Origin of the sequence: Couchioplanes azureus, assembly GCF_014648355.1 — a bacterium.
GTDB lineage: Bacteria > Actinomycetota > Actinomycetes > Mycobacteriales > Micromonosporaceae > Actinoplanes > Actinoplanes azureus.
Genome location: NZ_BMQY01000007.1, coordinates 150,636 through 167,653, shown reverse-complemented (window position 1 = coordinate 167,653; position 17,018 = coordinate 150,636). Strand labels below are relative to the sequence as shown.

The following is a 17,018-nucleotide window of genomic DNA, read 5'->3' as shown; positions in this document are numbered from 1 at the left end:
GACATGGCCGATCCACTGCTGCTCAACCCGCACACCTACGACCCGGCGCACCTCGACGCCGAGTCGCGCCGGCTGCTGCGCGCCACCGTCGACTTCTTCGAGAGCCGCGGCAAGAAGGCGCTGATCGACTCGTACATCGACCGCGAGTGGTACGCCGACTTCCTGGAGTTCGCCGCCAAGGAAGGCCTCTTCGCCACGTTCCTCACCCCGGCGGCCGACGGCGGCGGCGACGCCGACAAGCGCTGGGACACCGCCCGCAACGCGGCCCTCAGCGAGATCCTCGGGTTCTACGGCCTCGGCTACTGGTACGTCTGGCAGGTCACCGTCCTCGGCCTCGGCCCGGTCTGGCAGAGCGCCAACGCCGAGGCCCGCGCGCACGCGGCACGGCTGCTCGACGACGGGCACGTCATGGCGTTCGGGCTCTCCGAGCGCACCCACGGCGCCGACATCTACGCCACCGACATGATCCTCACCCCGGACGGCGAGGGCGGCTTCCGGGCCACCGGCCCCAAGTACTACATCGGTAACGGCAACGTCGCCGGGCTCGTGTCGGTCTTCGGCCGGCGCGCCGACGTCGAGGGCCCCGACGGCTACGTCTTCTTCGCCGCCGACAGCCGCCACGACAACTACCACCTGGTCAAGAACGTCGTGAACGCGCAGATGTACGTGAGCGAGTTCCGTCTGGAGGACTACCCGGTCCGCCCGCAGGACGTGCTGCACACCGGGCAGGCCGCGTTCGACGCCGCGCTGAACACCGTCAACGTCGGCAAGTTCAACCTCTGCACGGCCGCCGTCGGCATCTGCGAGCACGCCATGTACGAGGCCGTCACCCATGCCCATCGCCGGGTGCTCTACGGCAAGCCGGTCACGAACTTCCTGCACGTGCGCCGCGAGCTGATGGACGCGTACGCCCGCCTCGTGGCGATGAAGCTGTTCAGCGACCGGGCGGTCGACTACTTCCGGTCCGCCACGCCCGACGACCGCCGGTACCTGCTCTTCAACCCGATGACCAAGATGAAGGTCACCACCGAGGGCGAGAAGGTCATCGACCTGCTCTGGGACGTCATCGCGGCCAAGGGCTTCGAGGCCGACACCTACTTCGACAAGGCCGCCAAGGACATCCGGGGCCTGCCCAAGCTCGAGGGCACCGTGCACGTCAACCTGGCGCTGATCCTCAAGTTCATGCCGAACTACCTGTTCCGGCCGGCCGAGTTCGCGCCCGTGCCGACCCGCCACGACGCGGCCGACGACGAGTTCCTCTTCCGGCAGGGACCGGCCCGGGGCCTGGGCAAGATCCAGTTCCACGACTGGCGGGCCGCCTACGACAAATACGCGCAGCTGCCCAACGTCGCCGTCTTCCGTGAGCAGGCCGACGGATTCTGCGCCCTGCTGGCCACCCACGCCCCCGACGAGGCCCAACAGCGCGACCTGGACTTCCTGCTCGCGCTGGGCCAGCTCTTCGCGCTGATCGTCTACGGCCAGCTGATCTGCGAGCAGGCCGAGGCGACCGGGCTCGACGCCGAGGTCCTCGACGAGATCTTCGCGATCCTCGTCCGCGACTTCTCCGCGTACGCGACGGAGCTGCACAGCAAGGCGGCCACCACCGCGGAGCAGGCCGACTGGGCCCTGGCCCACGTGCGCCGCCCGGTCACCGACGCCCGGCGCGACGCCGCGGTGTGGGAGCGGGTCGTGGCACTCTGCGGGGCGTACGAGATGCAGCCGTAGGACGGCGGACGGCGGCGGTCACGGCTTGACCGCGACCGCCGCCAGCATCATCGACTCGGCCGGGTCGCCCGGCCACTCGTCGCCGAGCTCCGGGCGCCACTCGGGCCCGTGGACGAGGCCCGGCTCGACCGGCTCCCAGCCCTCCAGCAGCGCGCGCAGCCGCTGCGGGTCCCGCAGCACCATCGGCGTGCCCGTACGGTTGTAGAGGTCCGAGATCCGCTCGACCTCCTCGGGCCGCGGCCCGGCGGTGGCATGGGTCACCGCCAGCAGGCTGCCGGGCACGACCGCGTCGCGGTAGCGGCGCATCGCCGCGGTCAGCTCCGCGCTGTCCGGCACGAAGTGCAGCACGGCGACCATCAGGACGCAGACGGGCCGGGCGAGGTCGATCATCCCGTGCACCAGCGGATCGGCGAAGATCGCCTCCGGGTCCTGCAGGTCGCCCTGGACCATGACGGTGGCCCGGTCGTCGCCGATGATCGCCCGGGCGTGCAGGACCGCGGTGGGATCCAGGTCCACGTACGCGACCCGGCCGTCCGGCACCAGCTCGCGCAGCACCTCGTGGACGTTGCCCTCGGTCGGGATCCCGGAACCCAGGTCGAGGAACTGCCGGACGCCCCGGGACACCGCGAAGCGCACGGCGCGGTGCAGGAAGGCCCGGTTGGCCCGCATCACCCGGGGCAGTGCGGGCATGATCTGCACGGCCCGCTCCGCGACCGCCCGGTCCGCGGCGAAGTGGTGGGTGCCGCCGAGGAAGGCGTCGTAGATGCGGGCCGCGCTGGGCCGGTTCGGATCGATCCCGACCGGGTACGCGTCGTTGGCCATGGTGCCCCTTCCGGCGGTTTCGGCGAACCGGGAGCACCGGGGGTGTCCCTGACTCTACGTTGAGAAGGACGGGCCCCGCAGACGGCGGCCGGACGGCGACGCACGTTCCGGCGGGAGCACCGGGATCGAGGGATGGTGCGGACGCTCGGATCGCTGACCGGCCAGCTGGTGGACGAGGCACCCGACGCGGTGATCGTCAGCCGCCAGGACGGGACGATCGTGCTGGCGAACCGGCGCGCCCACGAGATGTTCGGCTATCCCGCGGAGACCATGCTCGGCGAGCCCGTCGACGCGCTCGTGCCCGACGAGGTGCGCCCGGGACATCCGGCGCAGCGCGCGGAGTATCTCGCCAGCGCCCATCCCCCGCTGCGGCGGCTGCCGCTGCGCGGGCGGCGCCGCGACGGCCAGGTCTTCCCGGTCGAGGTGTCGCTCGCCGCGGTCACGGCGCCGGACGGCGAGACGTTCGTGACCTCGGTGCTGCGCGACGACACGGCCCGCCGCGAGGCCGAGCAGGCCCGGACGCTGCTCGCCTCGATCGTGCAGTCGTCGCACGACTCCATCGTCACCACGGACCTCGACGGCGTGGTGCTGAGCTGGAATCCCGGCGCCGAGCTGCTCTACGGCCACCCGGCCGACAAGATGGTCGGCCAGCCGATCGACCGGATCATCCCGGAGGACCGGCGCCACGACGAGGCGGAGATCCGCGCCCTGGTCCGCATAGGCGGCCGGATGGACCGCTACCGCACCTCGCGCCTGCACGCCGACGGCACCACGATCACCGTGTCCGTCCTGGTCTCGCCGCTGCGCGACGGCACCGGCACGATCGTCGGCATGACGAACACCGCCCGCGACATCAGCGAGCGGGAGCACGCCGAGGCCCGGGTGCAGGCGGTCCTCGACGCCGCCCCGGACGCGCTGCTCGGCGTGGACGACGCCGGCAACGTCGTGCTGGTCAACGCCGAGGCGGAACGGCTGTTCGGCCATCCGCGCTACGACCTGACCACGATGGCCGTCCGCCGCCTGCTGCCCGACGGGCTGCCCCCGGCCGCCACCATGCTGCGCGTCGGCGGCGACTCGACGCCGCTGGACACCGAACGGATCGGCGACCCCGGACCCGGGCAACCGGCGCCGCGCTGGGCGACCCGGACCGCACACCGCAGCGACGGCGCCCGGCTCCCGGTCGAGATCTCGTGCAGCGCGCTGGACACCGGCGAGGGGATCATCGTGGTGGCCGCGGTCCGCGACATCACCGACCGCCTCGCCGCCGAGGCCGAGCAGCAGGCGCTGCGCGAGGAGGCCGAACAGCGCAGGATCGAGGCCCGGCTGCAGCGCGTCGAGCGGCTGGAGAGCCTCGGCCAGCTCGCCGGAGGCGTCGCCCACGACTTCAACAACCTGCTCGCCGTCATCCTCAACTACGCCTCCTTCATCGTCGAGGACGCCGCGGGCACGCCGATGGCCGGCGACGCCGAGCAGATCGCGCGGGCCGCGCGGCGCGGCAGCGACCTCACCCACCAGCTGCTCGCCTTCGCCCGCCGGGAGGTGATCCGGCCACGGCCGCTCGACCTCAGCACGGTCGTCACCGACGTGACGCAGATGCTGGGGCGCTCGCTCGGCGAGCACATCGCCCTGACGGCGACGACGGCGCCGCTTCCACCGGTCATGGCCGACCCCGGTCAGCTGGAACAGGTCCTGGTGAACCTGGCCGTCAACGCCCGCGACGCCATGCCGTCGGGCGGGCACCTCACCATCGACACCGCCGTGATCGACGCCGACCAGGACCATCCCGCCGTGCTCGCGGGCCTCCCGCCCGGGCCCTACGTGCGGACCCGGGTCTCCGACACCGGCACCGGCATGCCCCGCGACGTCATCGCCAAGGCCTTCGACCCGTTCTTCACCACCAAGCCCAGCGGGCAGGGAACCGGCCTGGGCCTGGCCACCGTGTACGGCATCATCACCCAGGCCGGCGGCACCGTGCAGATCTACTCGGAGCCGGGCTTCGGCACCACCATCACCATCCTGCTGCCGGTCACCGACGCGGCCGTACCGGAGAACCGGCCCGCGCCGGCGCCGGCCGACCTGAGCGGGCACGGCGTCACCGTCCTGGTGGTGGAGGACGAGACCGCGCTGCGCGACGTCACCGAGCGCATCCTGCACCGCGCCGGCTACACCGTGCTGACCGCCGCCGACGGCCGCGAGGCGCTGCAGATCTGCGCGGCCCACGACGGCCCGATCGACGTGCTGCTCACCGACGTCATCATGCCGGGCATGCTCGGCAAGGACATCGCCGAGGCGGTCACGGCGGCCCGGCCCGGCACCCGGGTGGTGTTCATGTCGGGGTACGCGCAGCCCGTGCTCACCACCCACGGCACCCTGGCCGCGGACGTCCACCTGCTGGAGAAGCCGTTCACCGGCGCCGAGCTCACCCAGGCCCTGCACGCAGACCTGCACGGCGCGCACGGCCGCGGCTGAGACCGGGCGGGAAATCGCCCGGAACCTCAGATACGGCCCCGAACGGCCGATGGGCAACACGGGACGACTGGCGTCCCGGTCACCGAGGAGAGGCGAACCGTGTCCGTCGACGCCCACCTGCTCGCCGCGGTGCCGCACGGCATCTGGGTGATGTCGGCGTCCGGTGAGGTCGTGTACGCGAACCCGCGGGCCCAGCAGTGCGGCGCCGGGCAGTCCTGGCTGTCGGCCGTGCACCCGCAGGACGCGGAGGCGGTCCGGCGCGAGGTGGCCGCGGCGCAGTCGCGCCTGGAACCGTACGAGCTCACCTGCCGGCTCCGGGTGAGCGACGGCAGCTTCCGCCGGCACGCGGTGCACCTGGCGCCCGCCGGCGACGACCGGCCCGTCCGGTGGATCGCGACGGCGACCGACATCAGCGACCGCGACGAGACGCACGCGCTGCTGGAGACGCTGGTCGCCGAGCGCGCGCAGGCCGAGGCGTTCCGCTCGGTGATCATGGAAGACCTGGCGGAGGGCCTGTTCACGGTCGACGGCGACGGCAACATCACGTCGATGAACCGGGCCGCGCGGGAGATGCTGGGCTGGGAGGAGAAGGAGCTTCTCGGCCTGTCGGCGCACGCCGCCGTGCACGCCCCGGCCCGTTCCGGCACCGCGCGGCCGGACCGCGAGTGCGAGCTGCGGCGCATCGGCATGTCCGGCCTGTCGGTGCAGATGGTCGAGGAGACCTTCACCCGCCGGGACGGCTCGACGTTCGAGGTGGTCTGCTCGATCGCGCCGCTGAGCCGCGGCGACGGCAGCTCCGGAGCCGTGATCACCTTCCGCGACGTGACGGAGGCCCGGCGCGCGGAGCTCGAGGCGCGCCACGACCAGAAGCTGGAGTCCCTGGGACGGCTCTCCGCCGGCCTGGCGCACGAGATCAACACCCCGATCCAGTTCGTCGGGGACAACACCCGGTTCCTCGCCGACGCCTACCGCGACATGCTGGAGCTGCTGCTGGTGTACCGGGCCTGCATGGAGCCCAAGCTGGGCGAGGTGCAGTGGAGCGAGCGCACCCGGCGGGCGCAGGAGGCCGAGGACAAGGCGGACATCGAATACCTCGCCGCCGAGATCCCCACCGCGGTCAGCCAGAGCCTCGAGGGCGTCGAGCGGGTGGCGTCGCTGGTACGGGCGATGAAGTCGTTCAGCTACAAGGACTCCACCGAGAAGTCGTACGCCGACCTGAACGAGGCGATCCGCACCACCCTGACGGTCGCCCGCAACGAGGTGAAGTACGTCGCCGACGTACGGCTGGAGCTCGGCGACCTGCCCGACGTGCTGTGCCACCGCGGCGACCTCAACCAGGTGTTCCTCAACCTGCTGGTCAACGCCGCCGACGCCCTGCGGGACAAGGACGGCCGGGGCGAGATCCGGATCCGCTCCGCCGTGCAGGGCTCCACGGTGGTGATCGGGTTCGCGGACAACGGCCCGGGCATCCCGGAGGAGATCCAGCAGTCCATCTTCGAGCCGTTCTTCACCACCAAGGAGGTCGGCAAGGGCACCGGCCAGGGACTCGCGCTGGCCCGGGCGGTGCTGGAGCAGCACAACGGATCGATCGAGGTCCACTCCACGGTCGGCACGGGCACCGAGTTCGTCCTGCGCCTGCCGATCGACGGCGAGCCGGGCACCGCCGCATGAGCAAGCCGCGTGCCCTGTTCGTCGACGACGAGCCGCGCATCCTGGACGGGCTGCGCCGCTCGCTGCGCGGCAAGCGCGGCGAGTGGGACATGGACTTCGTGTCCGAGGGCGCCGAGGCCCTCAAGCTGATGGCGGATGCCCACTACGACGTGGTGGTGTCCGACATGCGGATGCCCGGCATGGACGGCGCCGAACTGCTCACCCAGGTCAGCCAGCGGCATCCCGAGGTCGCCCGGGTGGTGCTGTCCGGGCACATCGAGCCCGAGGCGACGGTGCAGGTGGCCGTCGCCGGCCACCGCTTCCTCACCAAGCCGTCCGACGCCGAGACCCTGACCGGAGTGATCGACCAGCTGCTGGTGCACACCTCCGCGCACCATCAGGAGCAGGCCCGGCGCATCGCCGGCGCGGTGCGCGCCATTCCCACCCTGCCCGAGCACGCCGACCGGATCGTGGCGCTGCTGGCGCCCGACGCCAGCCTCTCGGACGCGGTGTGGACCGCGATGCACGACGTGGGGCTGACCGCCAAGCTGCTGCAGCTGTCGAACTCCCGGTTCTTCGGTGCCCAGCCCCGCAACTCCTCGGTCGAGTCGATCGTCAACGCGATGGGCGTACCGATGGTGCAGGCCGTGGCCGGCGCCGGGCACGCGCTGCGCCCCGCCTCCGAGTGGAGCCCGGCCGTCGAGGCGCACCTGCGGGCGGTCTGGCGGCACACGGTCGCGACGGCCTGCCTGGTCGATCTCGTGGCGTCGCCGGCGAACCGCCCGCACGCCCAGGCCGCGGCCCTGCTGCAGGACGTCGGACGGCTGGTCTGCCTGGCCGGGGTGCCGGACGGCGCGGAATGCGCCGTCGACCTCGCCGCCCAGACCCGCGACGGCGTCCCCTTCCGGGACGTCGGCGTCGAGCTGCTGCACCTGTGGGGCCTGCCGGCGCCGATCGTCAGCGCCGTCGCCCAGCGGGACACCCCGCAGTCGCCCGACCCGTCGGGGCTCGGGGTCACGGCCGCCGTACGGACCGCGCACCTGCTCATCCAGCGTACGGATTCGGCCTGCCCGGACGGCGGCACGCACGAGGGCGAGCTGGCGCAGCTGCTGGCGCACCCGCAGCTGCGGGCGAAGGACGTCGACTGGGCCCGGGCGGCCGAGCAAGCATCGAAGCAGGCCGCGTCCTGGGACCGGCCGTCAGAGCGGTGATCCGGCGGTCCGGAACCGGGCGGAGGGGGAACTCATGGCGCGCATCCTGGTGGTCGACGACGACCCGGCGATCCGGCAGCTGCTGACCGACGTCCTGGAGCTGGACGGCTACGAGGTGGACACCGCCGTGGACGGGCCCGCCGGGGTCCGTGCGGTGGAGGCGGCCGCCCCGGACTTCGTGATCCTCGACGTGATGATGCCGGGCATGGACGGCTTCGGCGTGCTGCGCGCGGTCCGCGAGCTCCCCGGGGAGCCGGTGCCGATCCTCATGCTCACCGCGGCCGCCGAGCCGGACACCAACAGCCGGGCGTGGGCCGGCGGCGTGGACTACTACCTGGCCAAACCGTTCACCGCGGACGCCGTCCTGGACCTGATCGACGGGGTGCTGAGCAACCGGATCGACCTCGCCGGAGGGTGACCGGGGGTTCTGCCTCAAGTCTGCCTCAAGACGGCGTCCGCACTGCCGATAGTGCCCCCACGAGAGAACACCGGCATTCGCGGCCGGAGGGATCTTACGGACTCGCTCAACTACTCTGAGTGAATGGAAGGTGGCAGGACGTGAAGAACCCCTACCGCAGGAGCCTGGGGGCCGCGGCCGTGACGGCTCTCGTGGTCGCCGGGCTCCCGGCTCCCGCGAGTGCGCACCCCACCCCGGTGGCATGGCGCGACGTCGTCGTGACCGGTACGGATGCCGACGGGGCCGCCGAGGCGGTGCGCGCGGCGGGCGGACGGGTCGTGACCCTGCTGCCCGTGGTCCGCGGCGTCGCGGCGCAACTGCCCACGGGCAGTCACCTCGATCCCCGCTGGCTCGTCGCGCCGCAGCGCGAGATCAAGGTCGCCGCCGCGGCGGTACCGGCCGAGTCCGGAGCCGCCGAGACGATCCGCCAGATGGTCGGCATGCCCGCGCAGGGCACCGAGGGCCGGGGCGTGACGGTGGCCGTGGTCGACACCGGCATCGCCGACGTGCCCGACCTCGCCGGGCAGGTCGAGCGCCGGGTCGACCTCAGCGGCACGGGCGACGGCGACGGCTACGGCCACGGCACCTTCATGGCCGGCCTGATCGCCGCCACCGGCGAGGCCTCGGACGGCGCGCACCGGGGGGTGGCGCCGGGCGCGAAGCTCATCGACGTCAAGGTCGCCGACGAGCAGGGCCGCACCGACCTCACCACCGTGCTCAGCGGACTGCAGTGGATCAGCGACCACCGCAAGGACGTGCAGGTCGTCAACCTCTCCCTGTCCTCGCAGAGCCCGCTGCCGTACCAGATCGACCCGCTGACCCAGGCGCTGGAGTCGCTGTGGCACCAGGGCATCACGGTCGTCGTGCCCTCCGGCAACGACGGCCCGGGCGAGGGCACGGTCACCTCGCCGGGCAACGACCCGCTGCTGCTCACCACGGGTGGCCTGGACGTCTCCGGCACCAGCGACCGCGGCGACGACGTGGTCGGCGCCTGGTCCGGGCGCGGACCGACCTGGCAGGGCGACGCCAAGCCCGACCTGGTGGCCGCCGGCGGTCACGTGGTGAGCCTGCGCTCGCCGGGCAGCGTGGTCGACCAGGCCTACCCGCAGGCGCGCGTCGGCGACGGGTACTTCCGCGGCTCCGGCACCTCGATGGCCGCCGCGGTCACCTCCGGCGTCATCGCCGGCGCCCTCGCGGTGCAGCCGAAGCTGCGGCCGGACGCGGTGAAGAACCTCGTCACCAGCACCGCGTACGCCAGCCCCGGGCTGAGCCGGGAGCTCGGCGGCGGCGTGGGCGGGCTCGACGCCCCCGCGGTGCTCGCCGCGGCGGCCGGCTGGAAGGCCGGCAAGGTCCAGCGCCAGTACGACGCGGACACCGCCACGGTGGGCCGCGACGCCAAGCGCTGGGCGGCCTTCGCCAAGGCGGTGGCGGACGACGACCAGGAGGCCGCCGAGCAGGCGTGGAACAAGCTGAGCGCGGGCTCGCGCGACTGGGCGGCGCGGGCCTGGGCCCAGCTGGACCCGGCCGCCCGCGCCTGGGCCGCGCGCGCCTGGGCCGCACGGGCCTGGGCGGGCGAGGACTGGGCCGCCCGGGCGTGGGCGGCGCGGGCCTGGGCCGCACGGGCCTGGGCGTCCGACGACTGGGCCGCGCGGGCCTGGGCGGACGCGGACTGGACGGCCCGCGCCTGGGCCGGCGACGACTGGGCCGCCCGGGCCTGGGCGGCGGAGCGGTGGAGCGCCCGGTCCTGGGCGTGGATGCCCCCGTCGTGAGCTCAGCCCCGTCACACGCCGGCCGCCCGGGAAACACCCGGGTGGCCGGCGCCGTGCGGGAACACCTGCAGGATCCGATCCTGCGCCGGGTGGTGGCGGTGACCCTGCTGGGAAGCGGGCTCGCCGCCGCCGTCGTGCTGGGATTCGCCGGGCACCCCAGCGTGCTGCGGGGACTCGGCGTGCCGACCGCGTGGCTGCTGCCCGGCCTGACCGTGCTCAGTTGCCTCGCCGAGCTCACCGTCGTCCGGCTGCGCCACGGCGACGCCGTCGAGGAGCTGACGCTCTACGAGGCGGCGCTCGTCATCGACGTGCTGCTCCTGCCGCCCGAGGACGCCCTCGTGGCGGCCGCCGTGGGGCTGCTGGTCGCCGGCGTGCTGCAGCGCCGCCCGGTCATGAAGGCCGTCTTCAACCTCGGCACCTACACCGCCGCCGCGGCCGTGCTGATCGCCATCGTGCACCTGGTCGGCGGCTCGCCGGGCGTGATGACGGCCGGCGTGCTGGCCGGCGTCGTGGTGGGAACCGTCGCCTTCACCGGGGTCAACCTGTGCTGCCTGGCGCAGATCCTCGGCGTGATCACCAAGACGCCGCCGTGGCGGATCGTGCGCTCCGAGGCGCGACTGTCCGCCTACATGGCCGTCGGCACCATGGCGACCGGGCTGACGACCGCGGAGATCGCGCTGCATGCCCCGCTGCTGCTGCCCTTCATGGCGATGCCCGCCCTCGCCGTCACGTTCGCCTACCGGGCGGCGGCGCGGGAGGCCGACGAGCGCGCCCGGTCGGCGTGCCTGCTCCAGCTCTCCCACGCCCTGGCCGAGCGCGGCGACGTGGTACCGCAGTTCCTCCTGCTGGTGCGCGAGGCGTTCGGCGCCGACCTCGCCGTCGCGGTGCTGGAGAACGACGACGAGGCCCTGTCGGTGGAGGCCGCCGATCCGGGGACGCTGCGGCGGGGGGCCGTGCCGCCGTACCTGGCCGCGCTGGGCGCGGTCGACGCTCCCGTGCAGCTCGCCGACGAGCTGCCGGAGGGCCTGCGCCGGATGATCGTCGTGCCGGTGCAGAGCGGCGGGCGCCGGCTGGGCACCGCCGCCTTCGCCATCCGCGAACGCGACCGCGGGTGGATGACCACCGGCGACGTCACCCTGCTCGCCTCGCTGGCCAGCGCCCTGGCCGTGGCCATGCTGGGCGCCGAGCACCTCGACCGGCTCGTGGACGAGACGAGCAAGCTGCAGGCCGTGGTCGAGCAGTCCACCGAGGGCATCATGGTGGTCGACGGCGACGGGTCGATCCGGATGTGGAGCCGGGCGCTGGCCGAGATCACCGGCGTCGGCGCCGACGAGGCCACCGGGCGGCTGCTCGCCGACGTCCTCGACGTGCCCGCCGAGGACGAACGCCCCCTGCTGATGCCGGTCACGGCCGAGCAGCCGCGTACCGTCGTCGAGCTGAGCGTGCGGCGCCACGACGGCGAGCAGCGCCGGCTGCGGCTGGCGCACTCCGCGATCTTCACCGCCGGTACCGTGGGCCGCGACGTGGTGGTCATCAGCGACCTGACCCGGGAGTACCGCACCGAGCGGCTCAAGTCCGACTTCATCGCCATGGTCTCGCACGAGCTGCGCACCCCGCTGACGCCGATCATCGGCTATGTCGACCTGCTGCGCAGCCGGGGCGAGCGGATGACCCCGCAGAAGCGGCTGGACGCGCTCAACCTCATCGGCGACCGCGCCGGGCACCTGTCCCGGCTGGTGGAGGACCTGCTGCTCGCCTCACGCTTCGGCGACAACCCGGAGGAGATGTCCCTGCACGTCTCCGTGGCCGAGCACGACCTGCACGCCCTGGTCGAGCAGGCCGCCCGCGACCTCGGCTCCGAGCGCATCGTCGTGGACCTGCCGCCGGGACCCGTCCCGGTGCGCTGCGACGACGGCCGCACGCTGCAGGTGCTCGCGAACCTCATCGGCAACGGGCTCAAGTACTCGCCGGAGGACACCGAGGTGGTGGTGCAGATGCGGCTCGAGGAGACGTGCGCGTACGTCGACGTCCGCGACCGGGGCCGGGGTATTCCGGCGGACCAGCTCGAGAAGATCTTCGAGAAGTTCCACCGCGTCGAGGACCCCATGACGATGAGCACCGGCGGCACCGGTCTCGGCCTGTTCATCGCCCGCCAGCTGGCCCGCGCGATGGACGGCGACGTCACGGTGGAGTCGGTCTTCACCCGCGGGTCGGTCGCCACCCTGGCACTGCCCCGCGCAACGCCTGAAACAGACTCTTGACCGCCCCATTAGGGATATATTCGTCCTAATCCGGACGAGCACGAGGAGCTGGCATGACGACCCCCGTCGATCGTCCCCGGATCCTGCTGGTCGACGACGAGCCCAACCTGCTCGACGGGCTCCGGCGGCAGCTGCGCAAGGACTTCACGGTGGAGACCGCGGTCGGCGCCGCCAAGGGGCTCTTCGCCATGAAGGCGGTCGATCCCTTCGAGGTGATCGTCTCCGACTTCCTGATGCCCGGTATCAACGGCGCCGAGTTCCTGGCCGCCGCCGCGAAGGCCTCGCCCACCAGCACCCGCATGCTGCTCACCGGTCACACGAGCCTCGCCGACGCCGCCGCGACGGTCAACAAGGGCCACGTCTTCCGGATGGTGCTCAAGCCGGTCGACACCGAGACCATGATCGAGGCCCTGCGCGACTGCGTGGCCCAGCACCGGTTGGTCGTGGCCGAACGGGAACTGCTCGAACAGACACTGCGCGGCAGCGTCAAGGCGCTGACCGACGTGCTGTCGCTGTCCAGCCCGCTCGCTTTCGGGCGGGCGGCCCGGATGCGCCGGGTGGCCACCGCCATCCTGGACCAGATGGAGGTCCAGGACCGGTGGGCGGTGGAACTGGCCGTCGACATGTCCCAGCTGGGCGTGGTGGCGCTGCCGCCCAGCGTCGCGGAGAAGCTCGACAACCCCGCCGATCTCACCCCCGCCGAGCAGGTCATGGTGGACCAGCTTCCGCACGTCGCCGAGCAGCTGATCTCCGGAATCCCGCGCATGGCGCCGGTGGCCGACGCCATCCGCTACTGCCGCAAGGGTTACGACGGCTCGGGCACCCCGAAGGACGGCGTCTCCGGGCACCAGATCCCGTTCGCCGGCCGGCTACTCCGGTTCGTCCAGGACCACGACAGCCTGATCATGCACGGGCTGTCGCCCGCGGCGACGCTCGCGACCCTGCGCGCCAGCGAGGACGAGTACGACCCGGAGGTGCTGGAGGCGTTCGAGGCCACCTCGATCTCCGAGACGGAGAAGGTCCGCGCCATCGCGCTGAACGACCTCCAGGTCGGCATGGCGCTCGCCGCCCCCGTCCGCAACAAGTCGGGCATGCTGCTGGTCAACGCCGGCCAGGAGATCACCATCAGCCTGATCACCCGGCTGAAGAACTTCGCCGCGCTCGAGGAAGGCGTCGCGGAGCCCCTGATGGTCGTCGACGAGGAGCTCGGCCCGGACATGGTCCGGTGACGACCGGCGGACGAGACCGCCGTCAGCCCTGCCGGGAATGCTGGCGCCGCCACCGGGTGATCGCCTCGCGGCTGTGCGGGTCGAGCCGCGACTCGTCGAGCGCGACCGGCCCGGCGAGCCCGCACACCGGCGCGAGATCCGCCTCCACCACCAGGTGAGCCAGTACGACGGTGCGGCACGCGTCGGTGGCCGCCTCGGGCTGCGCCGTCGTGGCGTGCCCGGCGACCGCCTCGATCACCGCGTCGGGAAGACCCCAGAAGCGCAGCAGGCCCGCTCCCGCGTCGACGTGGGTGGAGCCGAGCACCGCCGACTCCACGGCACACAGGAAGGTGGGTTCCGGCTCCGGGTCCGGGTCGCGCCATTGCCACAACGCCCGGGCGAACGCCTCCGGCTGCAGGGAGGCGAGGACCAGCTGGCCCACCTCGTGCAGCAGGCCGGCGGTGAAGGCGTTGTTCTCCCACTCCGTACCCTCGGCGAGCAAGCGGCACAGCCGTGACGTCTCGACCGAGTGCAGGGTGAGGGCCTCTATCCACTCGACCGGGATCTCGCCGGAGACGTCGAAGGTCCGGATCAGGTCGTGCATGCAGATCAGCCCGCGGACGGTCGGCAGCCCGAGCAGCGACACGGCCTGACCGACGTTGCTGACCTTGCGCCCCACCGTGTACGCCGACGAGTTCACCAGCTGCAGCACCTTCGCCGTGGCGGCCGGGTCCTCCTCGATCACCGAGCCGACCGCCTGCGCCGACGCCTCGTCGCCGTCCAGGGCCTCGATCAGCCGCACCAGCGTGTCCGGCGGGCTCGGCAGCGACTGCAGCACGGCCCGGTCGGCGCCCGGCCCGCCCGTACGCACGTCGATGAGCCGCTCGACCGTGGCGACCAGCTGCTCCGGCGAGCTCGGCTTGGTGAGGAACTCGTGCGCCAGCACCATGATGCTGAGCAGGTTGTCCTCGTTGGTCTGCCCGGACAGGATGACCCGGGCGGTGCCGGGATACTCGGTGCGGACGCGCTCCAGCAGCTGCGCGCCGTTCATGCCGGGCATCCGGTAGTCGGACACGATGACGTCGCACGGCCGCTCGCGCAGGGCGGCCAGGGCCGCCTCGCCGCCCTCCGCGAAGGACATGTCCCAGCGGTCGCGGTGCGTCCGGAGCATGCGGCGTAGGCCGCCGAGGATGCGGGGCTCGTCGTCGACGAACAGCACGTGCGGCCGGCGGCTCACTGCGCAGCCTCCATGAGCCGGTCCCCCCGGGCGGATTCGATGCCGGCGACCGGCAACCGTACGGTGAAGGTCGTGCCGACCCCGACCGTGCTGGTGAAGTCGATGGTGCCGCCGTGCCGGTCGGTGACCAGGGTGCGTACCAGTGCGAGCCCCTGACCGGTCCCCGTGCCGACCTCCTTGGTCGTGAAGAACGGGTCGAACAGCTTGTCGGCGATCTCCGGTGGCACGCCGGTGCCGGTGTCGACCACCTCGATGACGGCGAAGTCGCCGTCCTGGCGGGTCCGCACGGTGATCGTGCCCCGGCCGCGGTCCGCCGCGCCGATCGCGTGGGCGGCGTTGATGACCAGGTTCAGCACCACCTGGCCGATGTCGCCCAGGTGGCAGTGGACCAGGGGCAGCTCGCCGAAGTCGGTCTCCACGTCGGCGACGTACTTGATCTCGTTGTTCGCCACCACGATGGTGTTCTGGATCGCCTCGTTGAGGTCCGCGCGGCTCTTCTCCTCCGACCCGGGATGACCGAAGGCCTTCATGGCGCGCACGATGTGCGCCACCCGGTTGACGCCCTCCAGGGTCTGGGAGACGGCGGTGGGCACCTCCTCCATCACGAACTCGACGTCGATGTCGGTGGCCACCTCCTCGACGTTGCGCAGGGCGGCCTCGACGTCGCCCTGCTCCTGCACGGCCGAGACCAGCTCGCGGTACGCGCCGCACAGCCGTTCCAGGTCGGTGAAGGCGGTGTCCAGGAACCGGACGTTGTCCCCGACGAACTGGATCGGCGTGTTGATCTCGTGCGCGATGCCGGCGGCGAGGCGCCCGACCGACTCCAGCTTCTGCGCGTGCCGCAGCTCGAGCTCCAGGCGGTGCCGCTCCGAGACGTCACGTGCGGTGAAGACGATGCTGCGCGAGCCGTCGTGCTCGTTGACGTACTCGACCAGCGCCTCCACATCCGTCCACTCGGCGTCCTCGCGCCCCCGGATCCGCGCCGGGACCGGTGCCGAGGGCAGGTGCGAGTTCGCGGCGTCGCGCAGCGCGTCCGCGTCGTCCTCGTGCACCAGCGACCACAGGCCGCGGCCGAGCAGCTCGTCGCTCGAGCAGCCGAGCATCTTGGCGGCGGCCGGGTTGACGAAGCGGATGAAGCCGGCCTCGCCGGACAGCACCAGCGCGTCGCCGGAGTGCTCCACCACGATGCTCAGCCGCGACCGGCTCAACAGCTGGTCGAGGGTGAGCGCCGCCTCGTCGGCCAGGGTGGTCACCGCCGCGGACAGGTCGTCCTCCGGCTTGCGTTCGAGGGCCAGCACCAGCATCCCGAAGACCGTTCCGTGCGCGGCCATCGGGGCGACGACCACCACGGGATGCGGCGGCAGCCGCAGCACCTCGATCATCGCGGCGGCGGGCTCGCCGTCGACGATCGTGAACCCGCCGGGGCGCAGCGCGGCGGCGACCTCCTCGGGCAGCCGGTTCTTCTCGGTCACCCAGCCGGCGGCCTCCGGACCGACCACCCCGGCGGCGGCGATGACGTGCAGCGCCGGGCCGGCGACGGTGATGATGAGCGCGGCGCTGGCGGCGCGGTCCATGCTGAGCGCGGCACCCAGGGTCACGTCCATCGCCTCGGCCCGGGTGGTCGAGGCGACCAGGCCGCCTCCGGCGGAGGCCAGCGTGCCCTCCCGCTCCGCCGTCCGGTCGCGGGCGCTGCTGCCCCGGGCGAGCACGTGGTTGACGGCCAGCGACAACAACGCCAGCAGGAGCAACGGCAGGGCCTTGCCGGCCGGGACGCCGACGACCGTCATGCCGGCGATCATGATGCCGCACAGCACGGCGGCGGCGAGGAACTTCTCGCGTCCGCTGCCGTACAGGGCCCGGAAGTTGAGCCAGACGAAGCACAGGCCGAGGGAGACGCCGAAGCCGGACGCCACGGCGACCAGGCCTACGGCCGCTCCCTCGGGGATCCAGCTCCACGCCGGGAAGCGCTGCCGCCGGTAACCGAGGTAGAGCCAGACCAGGACGAGGACGGCGGCCGCCGCGGCGGGCAGGGCGATCCCCGGGTCGGCGCCGTACAGGCCCCACAGGCCGAAGAGCGGCCAGACCACCAGGATGCCGAGGAACAGCGTGCGTACCTGTCCCAGCATCGTGTCGGTGCCGCGAAGCCAGCGCCGCGCCCACCACGTCCAAGAAACCATCGCCGCCCCTCCGGCCGAGGTGTCTGCACGGG

General features: G+C 72.7%; 11 protein-coding genes. 8 read left to right on the top strand and 3 right to left on the bottom strand.

Annotated elements, in window-relative coordinates:
- The first annotated feature begins 3 nt into the window (after window positions 1-3).
- On the top strand, window positions 4-1,725 hold the full coding sequence (locus IEY99_RS24375; protein ID WP_189206384.1) for an acyl-CoA dehydrogenase family protein: 1,722 nt from the start codon (window positions 4-6) through the stop codon (window positions 1,723-1,725).
- Window positions 1,726-1,743: 18 nt separating this feature from the next.
- Here IEY99_RS24375 and IEY99_RS24370 read toward each other — a convergent pair whose 3' ends face one another.
- A complete protein-coding gene (locus tag IEY99_RS24370; protein ID WP_189206383.1) occupies window positions 1,744-2,547 on the bottom strand; it encodes an SAM-dependent methyltransferase in 804 nt (267 codons plus the stop codon).
- Window positions 2,548-2,679: 132 nt separating this feature from the next.
- On the opposite strand from IEY99_RS24370, the gene IEY99_RS24365 reads away from it, so the two are divergent.
- The 7 genes from IEY99_RS24365 (at window position 2,680) to IEY99_RS24335 (ending at window position 13,593) form a co-directional block, all read left to right on the top strand.
- Complete coding sequence (locus IEY99_RS24365) at window positions 2,680-5,016, top strand: hybrid sensor histidine kinase/response regulator (protein WP_189206382.1); 2,337 nt, start codon at window positions 2,680-2,682, stop codon at window positions 5,014-5,016.
- A 99-nt stretch (window positions 5,017-5,115) separates the two neighbouring features.
- Window positions 5,116-6,687: a PAS domain S-box protein gene (locus tag IEY99_RS24360; RefSeq protein WP_189206381.1), complete on the top strand. Its 1,572-nt coding sequence runs from the start codon at window positions 5,116-5,118 to the stop codon at window positions 6,685-6,687.
- Window positions 6,684-7,877, top strand: a complete 1,194-nt coding sequence (locus IEY99_RS24355) for an HDOD domain-containing protein (RefSeq protein ID WP_189206380.1) — start codon at window positions 6,684-6,686, stop codon at window positions 7,875-7,877. Before IEY99_RS24360 ends, IEY99_RS24355 begins: the two co-directional genes overlap by 4 nt.
- 34 nt (window positions 7,878-7,911) lie before the next feature.
- The gene (locus IEY99_RS24350) at window positions 7,912-8,295 is read left to right on the top strand and encodes a response regulator transcription factor (RefSeq protein WP_189206379.1); all 384 of its coding nucleotides are present in this window, start codon (window positions 7,912-7,914) and stop codon (window positions 8,293-8,295) included.
- A gap of 140 nt (window positions 8,296-8,435) precedes the next feature.
- Window positions 8,436-10,103 carry a S8 family peptidase gene (locus tag IEY99_RS24345; RefSeq protein ID WP_189206378.1) on the top strand — a complete coding sequence of 556 codons (1,668 nt, stop codon included), beginning with the start codon at window positions 8,436-8,438 and terminating at the stop codon, window positions 10,101-10,103.
- A complete protein-coding gene (locus tag IEY99_RS24340) occupies window positions 10,100-12,364 on the top strand; it encodes a PAS domain-containing sensor histidine kinase (RefSeq protein WP_189206377.1) in 2,265 nt (754 codons plus the stop codon). The genes IEY99_RS24345 and IEY99_RS24340 overlap by 4 nt, the downstream gene beginning before the upstream one ends.
- A gap of 53 nt (window positions 12,365-12,417) precedes the next feature.
- On the top strand, window positions 12,418-13,593 hold the full coding sequence (locus tag IEY99_RS24335; protein WP_189206376.1) for an HD domain-containing phosphohydrolase: 1,176 nt from the start codon (window positions 12,418-12,420) through the stop codon (window positions 13,591-13,593).
- 22 nt (window positions 13,594-13,615) lie between these two features.
- Here IEY99_RS24335 and IEY99_RS24330 read toward each other — a convergent pair whose 3' ends face one another.
- Window positions 13,616-14,809 (bottom strand): HDOD domain-containing protein, encoded by a 1,194-nt coding sequence (locus IEY99_RS24330; protein WP_189206375.1) that lies wholly within the window; start codon window positions 14,807-14,809, stop codon window positions 13,616-13,618.
- Window positions 14,806-16,986, bottom strand: coding sequence for a two-component system sensor histidine kinase NtrB (locus tag IEY99_RS24325; RefSeq protein WP_189206374.1), 2,181 nt, complete (start codon window positions 16,984-16,986; stop codon window positions 14,806-14,808). Before IEY99_RS24325 ends, IEY99_RS24330 begins: the two co-directional genes overlap by 4 nt.
- Window positions 16,987-17,018: the final 32 nt, after the last annotated feature.